The 16,248-nt window shown below is 64.9% G+C and carries 14 protein-coding genes and 1 pseudogene; 6 read left to right on the top strand and 9 right to left on the bottom strand.

All coding sequences use genetic code 11. The features are described from left to right. Nucleotides 1-97: 97 nt before the first annotated feature. From RMO89_RS04755 to RMO89_RS04740, 4 genes are all read right to left on the bottom strand, one after another. On the bottom strand, nucleotides 98-631 hold the full coding sequence (locus RMO89_RS04755) for a CarD family transcriptional regulator (protein ID WP_310531542.1): 534 nt from the start codon (nucleotides 629-631) through the stop codon (nucleotides 98-100). Between the two features lie 313 nt (nucleotides 632-944). Next, a complete protein-coding gene (fdxA, locus tag RMO89_RS04750) occupies nucleotides 945-1,283 on the bottom strand; it encodes a ferredoxin FdxA (protein WP_310531541.1) in 339 nt (112 codons plus the stop codon). Then, nucleotides 1,280-1,594: a S4 domain-containing protein gene (locus RMO89_RS04745; RefSeq protein WP_310531539.1), complete on the bottom strand. Its 315-nt coding sequence runs from the start codon at nucleotides 1,592-1,594 to the stop codon at nucleotides 1,280-1,282. Before RMO89_RS04745 ends, fdxA begins: the two co-directional genes overlap by 4 nt. Nucleotides 1,595-1,602: 8 nt before the next feature. Further along, the gene (locus RMO89_RS04740) at nucleotides 1,603-4,302 is read right to left on the bottom strand and encodes a helicase-related protein (protein WP_310531538.1); all 2,700 of its coding nucleotides are present in this window, start codon (nucleotides 4,300-4,302) and stop codon (nucleotides 1,603-1,605) included. A gap of 147 nt (nucleotides 4,303-4,449) precedes the next feature. Here RMO89_RS04740 and RMO89_RS04735 point away from each other — a divergent pair, with 147 nt between their 5' ends. From RMO89_RS04735 to RMO89_RS04710, 6 genes and pseudogenes are all read left to right on the top strand, one after another. After that, nucleotides 4,450-6,042 carry a M23 family metallopeptidase gene (locus RMO89_RS04735; protein WP_310531537.1) on the top strand — a complete coding sequence of 531 codons (1,593 nt, stop codon included), beginning with the start codon at nucleotides 4,450-4,452 and terminating at the stop codon, nucleotides 6,040-6,042. A 76-nt stretch (nucleotides 6,043-6,118) separates the two neighbouring features. Beyond that, nucleotides 6,119-7,113, top strand: a pseudogene (gene hemB, locus RMO89_RS04730) (porphobilinogen synthase). Beyond that, entirely contained in the window at nucleotides 7,106-7,663 is a 558-nt protein-coding gene (locus RMO89_RS04725; RefSeq protein WP_310531535.1) for a GNAT family N-acetyltransferase, read from the top strand. Before hemB ends, RMO89_RS04725 begins: the two are co-directional and overlap by 8 nt. Further along, complete coding sequence (locus RMO89_RS04720; protein ID WP_310531534.1) at nucleotides 7,656-9,881, top strand: fused MFS/spermidine synthase; 2,226 nt, start codon at nucleotides 7,656-7,658, stop codon at nucleotides 9,879-9,881. Before RMO89_RS04725 ends, RMO89_RS04720 begins: the two co-directional genes overlap by 8 nt. After that, nucleotides 9,878-10,462, top strand: a complete 585-nt coding sequence (locus RMO89_RS04715; protein WP_310531533.1) for a gamma carbonic anhydrase family protein — start codon at nucleotides 9,878-9,880, stop codon at nucleotides 10,460-10,462. Before RMO89_RS04720 ends, RMO89_RS04715 begins: the two co-directional genes overlap by 4 nt. Then, nucleotides 10,443-10,721: a DUF167 domain-containing protein gene (locus RMO89_RS04710; RefSeq protein WP_310531532.1), complete on the top strand. Its 279-nt coding sequence runs from the start codon at nucleotides 10,443-10,445 to the stop codon at nucleotides 10,719-10,721. The genes RMO89_RS04715 and RMO89_RS04710 overlap by 20 nt, the downstream gene beginning before the upstream one ends. Here the strand turns inward: RMO89_RS04710 and RMO89_RS04705 are convergent. The 5 genes from RMO89_RS04705 to RMO89_RS04685 form a co-directional block, all read right to left on the bottom strand. Then, nucleotides 10,718-11,356 (bottom strand): YoaK family protein, encoded by a 639-nt coding sequence (locus tag RMO89_RS04705; RefSeq protein ID WP_310531531.1) that lies wholly within the window; start codon nucleotides 11,354-11,356, stop codon nucleotides 10,718-10,720. The two genes, RMO89_RS04710 and RMO89_RS04705, sit on opposite strands and share 4 nt — an antisense overlap. Nucleotides 11,357-11,369: 13 nt before the next feature. Further along, the gene (locus RMO89_RS04700) at nucleotides 11,370-11,777 is read right to left on the bottom strand and encodes a group II truncated hemoglobin (protein ID WP_310531529.1); all 408 of its coding nucleotides are present in this window, start codon (nucleotides 11,775-11,777) and stop codon (nucleotides 11,370-11,372) included. 70 nt (nucleotides 11,778-11,847) lie between these two features. Continuing rightward, the gene (locus RMO89_RS04695) at nucleotides 11,848-13,458 is read right to left on the bottom strand and encodes a cisplatin damage response ATP-dependent DNA ligase (protein ID WP_310531528.1); all 1,611 of its coding nucleotides are present in this window, start codon (nucleotides 13,456-13,458) and stop codon (nucleotides 11,848-11,850) included. Between the two features lies 1 nt (nucleotide 13,459). Beyond that, nucleotides 13,460-14,464 (bottom strand): ligase-associated DNA damage response exonuclease, encoded by a 1,005-nt coding sequence (locus RMO89_RS04690; protein WP_310531526.1) that lies wholly within the window; start codon nucleotides 14,462-14,464, stop codon nucleotides 13,460-13,462. Between the two features lie 52 nt (nucleotides 14,465-14,516). Further along, the coding region (locus RMO89_RS04685; protein ID WP_310531524.1) for an AAA family ATPase at nucleotides 14,517-16,248 on the bottom strand (1,732 nt) is incomplete at its 5' end.

Here is a 16,248-nt window from a genome sequence, read left to right as displayed (position 1 = left end):
GGTGATGGGCGCACTAAACACAGACTCTGCACCCAACAAAAAGGGCCGCTTCCTTACAAAAGCGGCCCTTCTCGGTGATTTTGATATACCGTTCGGATCAGGCCGAAGCGGCAGTCTCGTAATACTTCGGCGCATGCTCGTTGAGGATCGCAAGGATCTTCTGCAGCGCTGCCGGTTCGTCAGTCTTTTCCATGGCAGCCAGTTCGCGCGCAAGGCGCGACGAGGCCGCTTCGAATATCTGGCGTTCCGAATAGGACTGTTCCGGCTGGTCATCGGCACGGAACAGATCGCGGGTCACTTCGGCGATCGACACGAGGTCGCCCGAATTGATCTTCGCTTCGTATTCCTGGGCGCGGCGCGACCACATGGTGCGCTTGACCTTGGGCTTGCAGGTGAGCGTGTCGAGAGCTTCGCGCAGGGTCTTGTCCGACGACAGCTTGCGCATGCCGATCGCTTCGACCTTGTTCATCGGAACGCGCAGGGTCATGCGTTCCTTTTCAAAGCGCAGGACATAGAGTTCCAGCTTCATTCCGGCGATTTCCTGCTCTTGCAGTTCGATCACCCGGCCGACACCGTGCTTGGGATAAACGACATAGTCACCAACATCAAAGGCGTTCGCCTTGGCCGACATCGTGCGTCCTTTCGTTCGGCAGAATCGGATGACGCAGGCGATATTGGGAACGGAAGAATAGAAAGCCTTTCGGCGATCCGGGTCCGAACCCGATCAACCCACGTTTGCGCGACCTGTGCCTTTCATGAAACCATATATGCGAGGTGGCGAAATGCGCCGCCACTCGCAGCATTATATAGCATCACTGTAACAAAATTGCCAGACCCACGAGTCGCAATGGCGAACAGCTCTGCCGCGCGCTGCGCGGCAGGGGTGACATACCTTGATAATTCAGGGGTTTATCCGCAGAAAATCATGCGGACGGGCGCCTGGTTCAGTCACCCTCGCCGGGTTCGGGTGAGAAGAACTTCTCAAACTTGTCGTCGACTCCCTTGAACTCGTCGGCATCTTCCGGCGAGTCCTTCTTGGTCGTCAGGTTGGGCCATTCGGCCGAGAACTTGGCGTTGAGCTCCAGCCACTGTTCCAGCCCGCTTTCGGTGTCGGGCAGGATGGCTTCGGCCGGGCATTCGGGTTCGCAAACGCCGCAGTCGATGCATTCGCTGGGGTTGATCACCAGCATGTTCTCACCTTCGTAGAAGCAATCGACCGGGCAAACCTCGACGCAGTCCATGTACTTGCACTTTATGCAGGCGTCGGTGACGACATAGGTCATGGCTTGGTATCCCCTTCGATATCTTGCTTCGTTTGAGGTGCTGCTATCGGCATTGGTGAGGTCGCGTCAAGCGCGCGATAACACGATTGGGCTTCGGAGGCGGGGCCGCGCCGCTGTGGCAAGGCGATAATCTCGATCACGGCCACCCCGGAACGCACCGGCAGCGTCATGACATCGCCCGCCGCGATTCCGGCGCTGGGTTTCTCGATCCGCCGTCCGTTGACGCGGATATGACCGTCGAGCGCCCAGTCGTGCGCGTGGCGTCTGCTGGGTGCCAGACGCAGGTACCACAACAGGCGGTCGATGCGCATCGCGCCGGTCAGTCCTTTGCTCCGCCGCGCAGGAGATCGGCCAGCCCGGCAAAGGCGCCACCGCCAGCTGGAGGTGCGGGCGGCCTTTTCATGGGCCGCTCAGTCGCCTTTTGCGCGTCCGTTTTCGGTTCGTGTCGGCGCGGTTCGCCGCCAGCCATATCTGTGCGCGACGGCTTTGCACGCACAGATTTTGCCGGAGACGCGCGGTGTGAGGGGCGCTCGCGGGGCGTGGCCTCGTCGGGCCGGGGCGGGAGCCATGTCCACAGCTTGGGAGCCGGCGGGCCGAATTCGCCTTCGCCAGGAGTGCGGCGCGGCTTGGGGCGGAAACCGGCGCTGCGCATCAGCGCCTCGTAACCCGGTTCGGTCAGGCCCATCGACGTCGCCATGGCATCATCGATGGCGAAAGGTTTGCGGTTCGCTTCCGCCCGCACGCCGTGAGCGGCGCGGAACAGGCGCTCGGCCAGATCGATGCGGATTGCCTGCTTGCCGGCGCGGCGATAGGCGGCCGGAGGACGGTCCTTGTCGGCGGTGATGACCGAGGGCATGCCTTCGGGCACCGGGGGCAGGGTCCATCCGCGCGCCATGGCCAGTTCGCGCCAACGCTGCTGGGCCGCCGGCTTGAGCGCGGACAACAGGTAAATATCGAGAGCGCCGAAGAACACCTTGAGCTGACGCAGCTTGTGGCGCTGATCCTTTGACAGGCCTTCAAGCCCCGATCGTGCGCGCAACAGCACGCCGCCGCCATCGACCAGCTTGATCAGCAGGGCCCGCAGTTCGGGTCCGCCATCCTCGGCACGCGCGGCTTCATCCAGCGCGACGAGGCCGGCGAGCGGTGCCAGCCAGGCGGACAGCCATTCGTCCAGTCGCTCCTTCAGCGCCCGGCGCTCGGCCTCGGGTACGGCTTCGAGCGCGCGGTCGAGAACGATGCGCGGGGTCATTGACCGGGCACGGTCAACCTCGATCCGGGCGAGCACTTCGTTGCCGCGCAGCAGCGAGCCATTGGCGATATGCAGCGCCTCGCTGCCGCTGGCCACGCCCTCGGTCAGTTCGCGGGCGCGCTCGGCAAAAATCTGCGGCAAGTGGCGTTCAGCAGCGGCAAAAAGCAGCTTGTGATCAGCGTGATGCGTTGCCGGGTCGACCTTGAACCTGAATCCTTCCAACTTACCAATTGGCTCACCGTCGACCAAAACCTCTTCCCCTTGTGTTGTTACCGGCAGCAGGGCCGCGTCTGCGCCGGCTCCTCGCATAAGAATGGTTAGCCTTCGGTTGACGAAGCGTTCGGTCAACCGGGAATGGAGCGCATCGGACAGCCGCGCCTCCACCGCCCGCGCCCGCGCCGCCATTTCCTCGCGGGCGATCACCCAGTCTGGTCTCTGAGTAATGTATGACCATGAACGTATTGCGGCAATGCGCCCTTGCAGCGTGTCGATATCGCCGGAGACATTGTCGAGCTCGGCAATCCGGGCAGCGATATAATCGGTCGGCAGCGCGCCGTGGCGCAGGTCCTGCCACAGCCGCGCGACGAAACGCGAGTGGACCTCGGCGCCCTGCTGGCGGAAATCGGGCAGCATGCAGGCCTCGCGAAACCGTTCGACCAGCGCGCGGCCGCGAACGGTGGAGGCGACGTCCGCCTCTTCGGACAGCCGCCGCATCACGGCAAGGTCGATCGCCTCGGGTGCGGGAGCGAGTTCTGGGCGTTCGGGGGGCGCGGACAGGTCGTCGATCAGGTGCCGGAGGCTATCGGTGCGCGGGTCCGAATCGCGCCAGAACAGCTTGGTCAGCGGAGGGAAGCGGTGTTCCTCGATCGCGTAGACTTCCTCGGGTGTGAACTCGGCGTCATGGCTACGCGTGCCTGACAGCGTACCGAAGGTCCCGTCGCGGTGATGACGCCCCGCGCGCCCGGCGATCTGCGCCATTTCCGCGGTGGTCAGCCGCCGCTGGCGCTGGCCGTCGAACTTGGACAAGCCGGCAAAGGCGACATGATCGAGGTCGAGGTTGAGCCCCATGCCGATGGCATCGGTGGCGACGAGGTAATCGACCTCGCCCGACTGGAACATTGCGACCTGCTTGTTGCGCGTTTCGGGGCTGAGCGCACCCATAACCACTGCCGCGCCGCCGCGAAACCGGCGCAAAAGCTCGGCCACGGCATAGACCTGCTCGGCACTGAAGGCGACGATGGCGCTGCGCGGCGGCACCCGGCTGAGCTTCTTTGCTCCGGCATGGCGCAGGGTGGAAAAGCGCGGCCGCCCGATGATTTCGGCCTTGGGAAGCAGGCTGCGGACCAGCGGCTCAATCGTCGAGGAACCGAGGATCATCGTTTCTTCACGCCCGCGGGCGTGGAGCAGGCGGTCGGTGAAGATGTGGCCGCGTTCGCGGTCGGCGGCGAGCTGCACCTCGTCGATCGCCATGAAGGCAAGGTCGGCGTGGACCGGCATGGCCTCGACCGTGCACAGCAAATAGCGCGCGTCTTTCGGCTCGATGCGCTCTTCGCCGGTGATCAGCGCGACCTGATTTGGGCCTTTCATGGCGCAGACCCGCTCATAGACCTCGCGCGCCAGCAGCCGCAGCGGAAAGCCGATCGCGCCCGAGGAATGGCCGCAAAGCCGCTCGATAGCGAGGTGCGTCTTGCCGGTGTTGGTCGGGCCAAGCACGGCAACGAGCTTGCCGGACTCGTCGCGGCGACTGGAGGATGAGCGGTTTGCGACCATTGAATTTACAAATCTGGCAGGCTGGCCGGATGCCCGCAAGCAAATGCGGACCCTTTTCCCAAGCTGTCCGAAAATAGCCCGCGTTTCCGCCGGGTTAGGCGAAGATTAACCCTTTGCCATGCAGGAGGGGCCGGCAAGGAGGCAGGGGTGTTTCAATCCATCGGTGATCACGACCTCGGGCAACCGCGCCCGGCCGCTCCTGCGGCTGCGCTGCTGCTTGACCGGATCGTCGACGATCGCAGTCTGCGCGCCCGCCTTTCCGCGGCTGCTTCGAGAATCGCAGCGATTGAATGGTCCGCCATCGACTGGACTCCTGATCTGGCCGAGGGAATCGGATCGCGCCGCTGGATGCGCGGCTTTGCCACTTTTGCTGGCCTTGGCCTGTTCACCCTCGCCTTCTGGCCCAACTTCGAACTTGAGGCCGCGCCCGCCGTTTCCGCCGACCTGCCGGTGCGTGACGAATATCGCAGCCAGATGATCATGCCGATGGCGCTGGGCGGCGAAAGCGGCCGCCGCATGGCCGCCAGTCCGCAAGTCACTGCCGTTGGTGCCGCGCCGGAACGCGCCCGGATTGAACTCGCCGCCGTGCTCGGCGAAGGCGACAACCTGACGCGGTTGCTCCAGCGCACCGGCGTTTCCGATTTCGATGCCATGCGTGCCGCCGAACTGGTCGGCGGGCAGGTTCCGCTGAGCCGCATCGCGCCGGGCACGCGGGTATCGCTGGTGCTGGGTGAACGGCCCGCCCCGGGCGAGCCGCGCCGGCTTACCGGGCTGGACCTGCGCGCCCGCATGGACCTCGCCTTGTCGATCTCGCGCTCTGGCGACGATCTTGCCATCGCCGCGCGGGTGATCCCGATCGACACCGCACCGCTGCGCATCCGCGGCACGGTCGGCCAGAGCCTGTACCGTTCGGCGCGCTCGGCGGGGGTTCCGGCCGATGCCATCCAGCAATATCTGCAAGCGCTCGATTCGCATATCAGCCTTGAGGGCGACATCCAGCCGGGCGATGCTTTCGACATCGTCATGACGTGGAAACGCGCCGAAGGCAGCGAAGGACAGGCGGGGCAGGTGCTGTTTGCCGGGCTCGATCGCGGCAACCGCCCGGTGGTCGAACTGATGCGCTGGGGCAGCGGCAACGAATTCTACTCGGCAGACGCCATCACCCGGCCTGTCGAGCAAACCTACACGTCGAGTTTTGGCCTGCTCTACCCGGTCAATGGCCGCATCACCTCGAACTTCGGCATGCGCCGCCATCCGATCCTCGGCTATGCGCGGCTTCACGCCGGGGTCGATTTCGGCGCCGGCTGGGGATCCCCGATCCGCGCAACGGCGGACGGTGTCGTTTCCTTTGCGGGGCGGCACGGCGGCCACGGCAATTACGTACGGATCGATCACGGTGGCGGGCTCGGCACCGGTTATGGCCATATGAGTTCGATCGCCGCTTGGGGCGGAACGCGGGTGCGCGCCGGGCAAATCATCGGCTATGTCGGCTCGACCGGCCTGTCGACCGGTCCGCATCTGCATTACGAAATGTACCGCAACGGCCGCACGGTGAATCCGCTCGGCGGCGGCATGAACTTTGCCACCACCACGACCGTGGTACAAAAGATCGACTCGAAGCAGCTCGCCGCGTTCAAGGCGAAGATGGCGCAGTTCAAGGCTATCCGCCCCGGTGGGAGCGTGGGCGGAGCCTCAAGTGCCGTCGCGATGGCCCGCACCGGACAGGTCGCGCTTCGCTGAATTCCGTTGCAGCGCTGACCCCCATGAAGCGCTCGCCCATTGAAGAGATTGGCGCTTTGCGGCAGGACGCGTGGCCATGACTGCCAGCTTCCCCACCACCCGCCTTCGCCGCACGCGCACCACCGCGTGGAGCCGCGCCATGCACCGCGAGATCGTGCTCAGCCCGGCTGACCTGATCTGGCCGCTGTTCGTCACCGATGGCAGCGGCGTGGAGGAACCGATCGGCTCGCTCCCCGGCGTGTCGCGCTGGTCGGTGGACGGCATTGCGGCGCGGGCGAAAGAGGCCGTGGCACTCGGCATTCCCTGCCTGGCCCTGTTCCCCAACACGCAAGCTGGCCGCCGCAGCGAAGACGGGGCCGAGGCGCTCAATCCAGACAACCTGATGTGCCGCGCGATTCGCGCGATCCGCGATGCCTGCGGCTCGGACATCGGCTTGCTGACCGACGTGGCGCTCGATCCCTATACCAGCCACGGGCAGGACGGGCTGATCGACGGCGCGGGCTATGTACTCAACGATGCCACGGTGGACATGCTGGTAGGCCAGAGCCTCAACCAGGCGGCAGCGGGCGCTGACATCATTGCCCCGTCCGACATGATGGACGGCCGGGTCGGCACGATCCGTCAGGCGCTGGAGGGTGCGGGCCACGCCAATGTCCAGATCATGGCCTATGCGGCAAAATATGCCTCGGCCTTCTACGGTCCTTTCCGCGATGTGTCGGTTCTGGCGGGCTGCTCAAGGGCGACAAGAAGACCTACCAGATGGACCCGGCCAATGGCGAAGAAGCCCTGCGCGAAGTCGCGATGGATCTTGCCGAAGGCGCCGACAGCGTGATGGTGAAACCCGGCCTGCCCTATCTCGATATTGTCGTGCGGGTGAAGCAGCGCTTCGAAGTGCCGGTCTTCGCCTATCAGGTGAGCGGCGAATACGCGATGATCGAGGCTGCGGCTGCGGCTGGTGCGGGTGACCGCGATGCGCTGGTGCTGGAAACGCTGACCGCCTTCAAGCGCGCGGGTTGCTCCGGCGTCCTCACCTACCACGCCGCCCATGCCGCGCGCCTGCTGAATGGCTGAAACCCGGATCGAGACAGAACGCCTCATCCTGCGCGACTGGCGCGAGGATGACTGGCCGCGTTTCCTTGGCGTAACCAACACGCCCGCAGTCATGCGCTGGCTGGGCAGCGTGCTGCCGCCAGAGAAGCACTCCTGGCTCAAGGACCGGCTTGAAGGCTATACCCGTGATCACGGTCATACCTTCTGGGTGGTCGAGCGTAAGGAAGACGGCGAACTGCTCGGTTTCTGCGGGCTCAAGCGCGCCAACCAGCAAGGCGCGCCGCTGGGTGATTTCGAAGTGGGCTGGCGGCTGCGCGAAGATGCCTGGGGCAAGGGCTATGCGCGCGAAGCGGCGCAGGCCTCGCTGGAGCAAGCCTTCCTTGTCCACCAAGCGCCGCATGTCATTGCGCTGACTGTTCCCGGGAATACCGGAAGCTGGGGGCTGATGGTGCGGCTGGGAATGGAACGCCGGGAAGATCTCGATTTCGATAACACCGAATTCGATCCCGACGGCGGACGCATCATTGTCTATTCGATCACCCGTGAAGCCTGGGAGAAATTGCGTGGCTGAAGCCAGACCATCGGCAGCTGGCCGGCCCCTGTTCGTCCTCACCATCCTGACGGGCAGCTTCCTGCTGTTCCTCGTCCAGCCAATGGTCGCCCGCATGGCCCTGCCGCGCCTCGGTGGTGCGCCGGCTGTGTGGAACAGTGCAATGCTGGTCTATCAGGCGCTGCTGCTGGCGGGCTATTTCTATGCGCATCGCTTGTCGAAGGTATCGCTGGCCAAGCAGGCGCGGATTCACCTGATGCTGCTGGCCGTTGCCGCGCTGACCCTGCCGGTCAGCCTTGCCAATCTGCCGCCGCCGGCTGCCGGAATGGAAGTGCTGTGGGTGCCGGCGCTGCTGGCCCTGACCATCGGCCCGGTGTTCTTCCTCGTTTCGGCGCAGGCCCCGCTGATGCAGCGCTGGTTCGCCGCCGATCCGAACGCCGGCGCGCCGTGGGCGCTTTATTCGGCGTCGAACCTTGGCTCCTTCGCTGGGTTGATTGCCTATCCTCTGCTGGCCGAACCGCTGATGTCGGTGCGCAATCAGGCGATCGGCTGGTCGGTCGGTTACGGCCTGCTGGTCGTGCTGGTCCTGCTTTGCGCGCGGGCGCGGCGCGGGGTTGCGGGACAGGCCGTGGCCGCCGTCGAAGTGACTTCGCCCAAGGTTCCAGCGCGGCGCATCGTGCTGTGGCTATTGCTCGCCGCCGTGCCTTCGGGGCTGATGCTGTCGACTACGACGCACCTGACCACCGATCTTGTCGCCATGCCGCTGCTCTGGGTGATTCCGCTCGGCATCTACCTGCTGAGCTTCGTCCCCGCCTTTGCCGACAACCGCCGCGCGGCACGCCTCATTTCTGCGCTGGCATGGCCGGTAATCCTCGTCGCCGGCGGTTTCGCCATGGTGTCGCAGGGGTCGGTCGGTCTGTTGCCGGTGATCGCCAGCATCGCGCTGCTATTCTTTGTCTGCGTCGCGCTGCACGGGCGTATGTATGACCTGCGGCCCGATTCCGACCGGCTGACTCAGTTCTATCTGGTAATGTCGGCAGGCGGCGCGCTGGGCGGTGCCTTCACTGCACTGGTCGCCCCGGTGGTGTTCGATTGGGCCTGGGAGCATCCGATCCTCGTCTTCGCCGCCGCGGCTTTGCTGCCGCTGACCTCGCTGCCCGATTGGCGCCGGCTCAGGGGCCTCGACCCGGCGATGGTCAAGATCACGATGATCGCCGCGCTGGTCTTCGCCGCCTTCCTGCTGTGGCTGCTTTACGGCGTGACGCTGGACAGCGACTTCGGCTTCAAGCGCTGGGGCCTCGCCGTAGCCATCGCGCTGTGTGCGCTGGTCCTTGTCCAACTGCGCGGGCCGGTGCTGCTGGTGCTGGTGGCGACGATGATCGTGCAGGGCGGTTTCCAGACGCTGGCCGATACCCGCGACGGGCTGCGCAGTCGCAGCTACTTCGGCATTTACACGGTGCGTACCTATGAGACGCGCAAGATGCGCACGCTCGCCCATGGTACCACGCTGCACGGCGAGCAGATGCTCAGCGCCGCGGAGCGCCGCCTGCCGCTGACCTATTATGGACCAAGCTCGGGCGCCGGCATGGCCTTTGCCAATGCCACCGCCCTGTTCGGAGCCAATGCGCGGCTGGGTGTGGTCGGGCTGGGGACCGGCTCGCTCGCCTGCTATGGAGTGCCGGGACAGTCGTGGCATTATTACGAGATCGATCCCGCCGTGCTGGAATTTTCGCGCAACGGCACCTTCACCTTCCTCCGCGATTGCGCACCGCAAACGAAGGTCGTGATCGGCGATGCCCGCATCGAACTGGCCAAGGCCCCGCGCGGCAGCTTTGATCTGCTGGCGATTGACGCTTTCAGTAGCGATGCAATCCCGATGCACCTGATGACCAATGAGGCGATGGGCGTCTATCTCGATGCCCTGAGCGACAAGGGACTGCTGCTGATCCACATCTCCAATCGGTTCATCGAACTGGAACCGGTGCTCGCCGCTGCGGTAAAATCGCGGGGTCTGGCAGCGGCGGTCCGCGCCGACAATCCGCCCGGTGTGACCGAGTATACCCCCAGTTCCTGGGTGGTCATCGCGCGCACTCAGGCGCGGCTGGATGACCTTGCCCGCCTGTCGCCCAAGACGCCGCTCAAGCCGCTGAGTCCCGCGGCGAACCGCATGTGGACCGATGACCACGCCTCGATCCTGCCCTATGTGCAGTGGCACGCCTTTACAGGAAATTCCCAATGAAGACCGCCCCTCCCGGCGTTACTATCGCGCCGTTCAACGGCATCTGGCCGCGCATTCACGACAGCGCCTTCATCGCTCCCGGCTGCCGGATCATCGGCAATGTCGAGATCGGGCCCGACGCCTCCATCTGGTACAACTGCGTGTTGCGCGGCGATGCCAACCGCATTGTCGTCGGCGCCCGGTCGAACATCCAGGACGGCAGCGTGATCCACTGTGACAGCCCCAAGCCGAAGCGTCCCGAAGGCATCCCGACGATCATCGGCGAAGACGTGCTGATCGGCCACATGGCGATGGTCCACGGCACCGTGCTGGAAGACCGGGCCTTTGTCGGCATCGGGGCGATCACGATGGACGGCTGCCACATGGAAAGCGATTCGATGCTGGCGGCAGGGGCGATGCTGACCTCAGGAAAGCGGATTCCGTCACGCCAGCTGTGGAGCGGAAGGCCCGCGGCGTTCATGCGAGACCTCGGCGATCTGCACCTTGCTGACATGCAGATGGGCGTGCAGGGCTATGTCCTCAACGCCCGTATGCACAAGGCCGCGCTGGCTGAGGCAGGCGATGGCTCGGATCAGGATTGACCTTCCCGATCCGGCGGAAGTCCGGGCTTTGATCGATGCCGAAGGCCGTGTCGCCGTGCGTGTTACCCCCGGCGCAAAGGTTGAATCGCTCGAAGTTTCGGCAACAGGCCTGCAGGCAAAAGTCCGCGCCAAGCCGGAGGACGGCAAGGCCAACGAAGCTGTCCGCCAGATGCTTGCCAAGGCCCTCGCCATCGCGCCATCGCGCATCGAAATGTTGCGCGGCGCAACTTCTCGCGAGAAACTTTTTCGGGTCAGCTAGCTGTTTCGGGGCAGCTTTGCCGCGGCAAGCGCCATTGCGCCCGCCCAAGCCGTCGCTATCCATGCCGCCGCCGTTGGCAGGTGGAAAAAGGCCAGCGCCCCGCAGACTGCGCCTGCGGCAAGTCCAGTCCACAGCCAAAAGTACGATGTACCCCCACGCACATCCTTTCCCATCGCGAACGCGGCAATCGCCTGCCCCAGCTTTACCAATGCACCGGTCATGTAAGTCAGGCCAACGGCCACCTCGCCATCACGGCGGAAGGTGTTGTTGAGCGCGCCCATCGCCAGCACCAGCGCGGCGATCATCGCCCCATGCCAGCCCATCATCCGCGCGAGGGCAGAGACCGCGAGCAGAAGGGCCACCAGCTGAAGCGTCGCGACCTTGCGGCGCGTTCCGGCCCGCTCGGCAACGATGGCACCGATTGCCACGCCGCCGACGAAGCCGACGATCAGCAGGGCAGGAAGCAGGGCGGATCGCGGATCGCCCGCAAGGTTCACCGCCAGCCGGGTCGTGTTGCCCGACATGAACGAGACGAAAAAGCCATCGGCGGACAGGAAGCCAAAAGCGTCGACGAAGCCAGCCAGCGCGGCGAGGCCTATGGCGAGGAGCTGGCGCGGGCGGTCAAAGCGGTTCATGCGCACGGGTGTATCAGTGACCCATGCTCCGCGCCATCTGGTCGAGCACGCGGCTCATTTCCTGGGCCAGCGGCGCATCGCTTTCGCCGAGTACTTCGTCGATCGCGCGGGTCATGGCGCTGGACCACTGGCCGGCAACATCTGTGGTGATCGTGAAGGGCTTGTGGACCGACATCATGCAGCGGCCTTCGTTGGCCTCGAACCAGTCGCGCGGGCCGCCGGACCAGCCCATGAGGAACAGCGCGAGCGATTCGCGCATCTTGTCGAGGCTTGGCGCATGCATCGCGCGCAGCTCGGCATAGGCCGCGTCGCTGTCCATCAGATCGTAGAAGCGGTTCGAAATATCGCGCAGCACGGGCAGGCCGCCCAGACGTTCGTAAGGCGTATTGGGGCGGGGTTTTTCCTGAACTTCAGCAGTCATTGGGCTTCCGGCGAAAGGCGTTGGGGGAGCCTTCCTTTATCCGAGCGCCCTGCTCCCGCCTTGATCCGCATCAATCGCGGATCATGCCCTTGAGCGTGTCGAGCCGGTCGGCTTCGTGCGCCGGCTTGTCGGTCCGAATGCGGCTGATGCGGGGGAAGCGCATGGCGACACCGGACTTGTGGCGCTTGCTCAGATGCACCGAATCGAAAGCCACTTCGAAGACCAGCGACTTGTCGGTTTCGCGCACCGGGCCGAAGCGGCCCACCGTATGTTGTCGGACATGGTGATCGAGCATTTTGAGCTCGTCGTCGGTGAATCCGAAATAAGCCTTGCCGACTGGCAGCAGTTCCGCGCCGGCATCGGGGTCACCGGCCCAGCAGCCGAAGGTGAAGTCCGAATAGAAGCTCGACCTCTTTCCCGACCCGCGCTGTGCGTACATCAGCACGCAATCCACCAGCAGCGGATCGCGCTTCCACTTGAACCACAGCCCGGTCTTGCGCCCGGCGACATAGCTCGAGTCGCGCCGCTTGAGCATGACCCCTTCGATCGCGTCATCGCGCGCAGATTCGCGGATCGCGGTGAGGTCATCGAGCGAGGTCGCAGGGATGACTTGCGACAGGTCGAAATGGCCGGAGTTCAGGCGGGGCACGAGTTCCTCCAGGGCAGCCCGGCGCTGTTCCCATGCGAAGGGACGCAGGTCCTCGCCCTCAGCCACCAGCACGTCGTAGAGCCGCACGAAGGCGGGGTATTCCGCCAGCATCTTCTTCGAAACGGTTTTGCGCCCAAGCCGCTGTTGCAGCGCGTTGAAGCTCGCGGCACCACCGGCCTCGCCGCCCTGGTGGCTGCCGCGCACCAGCAATTCGCCATCGAGCACGGCTTCGATATCCAGCGCGGCAACGATCTCGGGGAAACTGGCGGAAATGTCATCACCAGAACGCGAATAGAGCCGCGTTTCCTCGCCGACGCGGACGATCTGCACCCGGATGCCATCCCATTTCCATTCGGCGGCATAGCTGGCGAAATCGGCCTCGACGTTGGCGAGCGCCGCGCCTTCGAGCGGGTGCGACAGCATGAACGGGCGGAACAGCGGCAGGCCGGCGGCATCGGGCGGCAGCGCGCCATCGGCGGCCCAGGCGAACAGCTCGGCATAGGGCGGCAGTTGCCCGTGCCAATATTCCTCGACATCATCGACCGAGACATCAAAGGCCTGCGCGAAGGCCACTTTCGCCAGCCGGGCGGAAATACCGATGCGCATCGCGCCGGTCGCCAGCTTGAGCAGGGCGTAGCGGCCATTGGCGTCGAGCCGGTCGAGTAGCTCGGCAAGTTCGTCCTGCACGGTCGCGCGGGTCATGCCCTGCAGGGCGTGGACCGCCTCACTGACGGCCGGGGGCGGGGCGACTTCATGTGCCGGATCGGGCCACAGCAGGCTCACCGTCTCCGCCGTATCGCCAACATAGTCGCGGCTCAGCTGGAACAGCACCGGATCGACCCGCTCCATGATCAGGCCACGCACCGCGCTGCTTTTCACTGCCGGAAAGTCGAGCCCGTCGGTCAGCGCGGCGAGTGCCCAGCCGCGATCGGGATCGGCGGTGGTGCGCAGGTAGTCCGCGATCAGCGCCAGCTTGCCATTGCGGCTGCGGGTATAGACCAGCGCGTCGATCAGGGCGGCGAAGCGTTCCACGCTAGTCGTCCTCGTCCTCGTAGCCGACGAGTGCCAGAGCGCGGGCGCGGCGCTGGTTCAGCTGGCACCAGCGCAGCAGCGCTTCCTCGCGGCCGTGCGTGATCCACGTTTCCGCCGGGTTCACCTCGGCAATCGTCTCGGTCAGCGCCTGCCAGTCGGCATGGTCGGAAATGACCAGCGGCAGTTCGACATTCTTCTGCCGCGCGCGCTGGCGGACCTGCATCCAGCCTGACGCCATGGCGGTGATCGGTTCTGGCAGGCGGCGGCTCCAGCGGTCGTTGAGCGCGGAAGGCGGGCAGACGACGATCTGGCCGGCGAGCGCCCCCTTGGGCATTCCCGCGACAAGTTGCAGGTCGCCCAGCGGCACGCCGAGTTCCTCGTAAAGCCGGCACATGCGCTCCATAGCGCCGTGGAGATAGATCGGTTCATGATGCCCCGCGCGGCGCAGTTCGGCGATCAGGCGCTGCGCCTTGCCGAGCGCATAGGCGCCGACGAGGATCGCGCGATCAGGGTTGGCGCGGCGCGCATCGAGCAGGCGGGCAATTTCGCATTCAATCGGCGGATGCTTGAACACCGGCAGGCCGAACGTCGCCTCGGTAACGAAGAGGTCGCAGGGGGTAACGGCAAAGGGCGCGCAGGTCGGATCGGGTGCGCGCTTGTAATCGCCGGTCACGACAATGCGTTCGCCCGCATGTTCGAGCAGGATCTGTGCCGAGCCGAGCACGTGGCCGGCGGAGACAAACGTTGCATGGACGCCATTGCCCAGCGGAACCCGCTCACCCAGCGCGGCAGCTTGCGCCCCATCTGCCACGCCATAGCGCACGCCCATGATCGCCAGCGTCTCAGGCGTGGCAATGGTCAGGCCGTGCCCGCCGCGCGCGTGGTCGGCGTGGCCATGCGTGACCAGCGCGCGGGGCGCCGGACGGGCGGGATCGATCCAGAAGTCCGCCGGGACGACATGCAGGCCCCACGGTTCGGGACGAATCCAGGAAAAGGCAGCCGCCATCAAGCCCTAACGCCGATACCTGCGTGCAGGTTCCGGGTCTGGCGGAAAGCGCCTATCCTTCGTCGCCGCCCTCCTTGGCCTTGGCGACCTTGCCCTTCGGCTTGGCCTTGGGCTTCGCCTTGGCGGGGGCTTTGGCCTCCGGTTCGGGCTTCGCCGCCTTGCGCTTGACCAGCTTGGGCGGGGCCGGCGTCAGTTCAAAGGCGAGGGCATCTTCTCTGACCGAGATATGCACCTCGCCGCCGTGCACCAGCTTGCCGAACAGCAGTTCCTCAGCAAGCGGTTGCTTGACCTTTTCCTGGATGAGCCGCGCCATCGGGCGAGCACCATAGAGTTTGTCATAGCCGCGCTTGCCCAGCCACAGGCGGGCATCGCTATCGAACTGGATGTGGACGTTCTGGTCGGCCAGCTGCAATTCGAGCTGGAGGATGAACTTGTCGACCACCCGCGCGATGACTTCGCCGCCGAGGTAGGCAAACGGCACGATCGCATCGAGACGGTTGCGGAATTCGGGGCTGAACATCTTCTTGACCGCTTCGTCACCGGCATCGGCCTTCGAAACGTCGCCAAAGCCGATGCCCTGACGCGCCATGTCGCTGGCACCGGCATTGGTCGTCATGATCAACACGACATTGCGGAAGTCCACTGTCTTGCCGTGATGGTCGGTCAGGCGGCCATTATCCATCACCTGCAGCAGGATGTTGAACAGGTCCGGGTGCGCCTTTTCGATTTCGTCGAGCAGCAAGACGCAGTGCGGCTGCTGGTCGATGGCATCGGTCAGAAGCCCGCCCTGATCGAAACCGACATAGCCCGGAGGCGCACCGATCAACCGACTGACCGAATGGCGCTCCATATATTCGGACATGTCGAAGCGCACCAGGGGGATGCCCATGATGTCGGACAGCTGGCGCGCAACTTCGGTCTTGCCGACGCCGGTCGGGCCGGAGAACAGGAACGAGCCGATCGGCTTGTCCGGATCACGAAGCCCTGCGCGGCTGAGCTTCATCGCGGTCGAGAGCACGCCGATGGCGGCGTCCTGACCAAAGACAACGCGCTTCAGGTCGCGGTCGAGGTGTTCGAGCACCTTCTTGTCGTCGGACGACACAGACTTGGCCGGAATGCGCGCCATCGTCGCGATGACCTGCTCGATCTCGCGCGCGGTGATGGTCTTCTTGCGGCGGCTGGGCGGCAGCAGCATCTGCATCGCGCCAACCTCGTCGATCACGTCGATCGCCTTGTCGGGCAGCTTGCGGTCATTGATGTAGCGCGCCGACAGTTCGACGGCGGTCTTGATTGCCTCGGGGGTGTAGCGCACGCGGTGGTGTTCCTCGAACACCGAGCGCAGGCCCTTGAGGATCTTGATCGTGTCCTCGATCGTCGGTTCGTTGACGTCGATCTTCTGGAACCGGCGCAGCAGGGCGCGATCCTTTTCGAAGTGGTTGCGGAATTCCTTGTAAGTGGTCGAGCCAATGCAGCGGATCGCGCCAGACGACAGCGCCGGCTTGAGCAGGTTCGATGCGTCCATCGCACCGCCGCTGGTCGCGCCGGCACCGATCACGGTGTGGATCTCGTCAATGAACAATACCGCCTCGGGCATCTTTTCCAGTTCGGACACGACCTGCTTGAGCCGCTCCTCGAAGTCGCCGCGATAGCGCGTGCCAGCGAGCAGTGCGCCCATATCAAGGCTGTAGATTACGGCATCTTCCAGCACTTCGGGCACGTCGCCCTCAATGATCTTGCGCGCCAGACCCTCGGCGATGGCGGTCTTGCCGACGCCGGGATCGCCG

The organism is Novosphingobium sp. (assembly GCF_031424035.1).
GTDB lineage: Bacteria > Pseudomonadota > Alphaproteobacteria > Sphingomonadales > Sphingomonadaceae > Novosphingobium.
Note: the sequence above shows the minus strand (reverse complement) of the source record. Positions and strands in the feature narration are given on the sequence as shown.

Excerpts from the sequence above, each read along its gene's own strand:
- fdxA (WP_310531541.1), bottom strand. The coding sequence starts at position 1,283 with ATGACCTATGTCGTCACCGACGCCTGCATAAAGTGCAAGTACATGGAC.
- RMO89_RS04745 (WP_310531539.1), bottom strand. The coding sequence starts at position 1,594 with ATGCGCATCGACCGCCTGTTGTGGTACCTGCGTCTGGCACCCAGCAGA.
- RMO89_RS04715 (WP_310531533.1), top strand. The coding sequence starts at position 9,878 with ATGAAGACCGCCCCTCCCGGCGTTACTATCGCGCCGTTCAACGGCATC.
- RMO89_RS04700 (WP_310531529.1), bottom strand. The coding sequence starts at position 11,777 with ATGACTGCTGAAGTTCAGGAAAAACCCCGCCCCAATACGCCTTACGAA.
- RMO89_RS04725 (WP_310531535.1), top strand. The coding sequence starts at position 7,106 with ATGGCTGAAACCCGGATCGAGACAGAACGCCTCATCCTGCGCGACTGG.
- RMO89_RS04690 (WP_310531526.1), bottom strand. The coding sequence starts at position 14,464 with ATGGCGGCTGCCTTTTCCTGGATTCGTCCCGAACCGTGGGGCCTGCAT.
- RMO89_RS04740 (WP_310531538.1), bottom strand. The coding sequence starts at position 4,302 with ATGGTCGCAAACCGCTCATCCTCCAGTCGCCGCGACGAGTCCGGCAAG.
- RMO89_RS04755 (WP_310531542.1), bottom strand. The coding sequence starts at position 631 with ATGTCGGCCAAGGCGAACGCCTTTGATGTTGGTGACTATGTCGTTTAT.
- RMO89_RS04710 (WP_310531532.1), top strand. The coding sequence starts at position 10,443 with ATGGCTCGGATCAGGATTGACCTTCCCGATCCGGCGGAAGTCCGGGCT.
- RMO89_RS04705 (WP_310531531.1), bottom strand. The coding sequence starts at position 11,356 with ATGAACCGCTTTGACCGCCCGCGCCAGCTCCTCGCCATAGGCCTCGCC.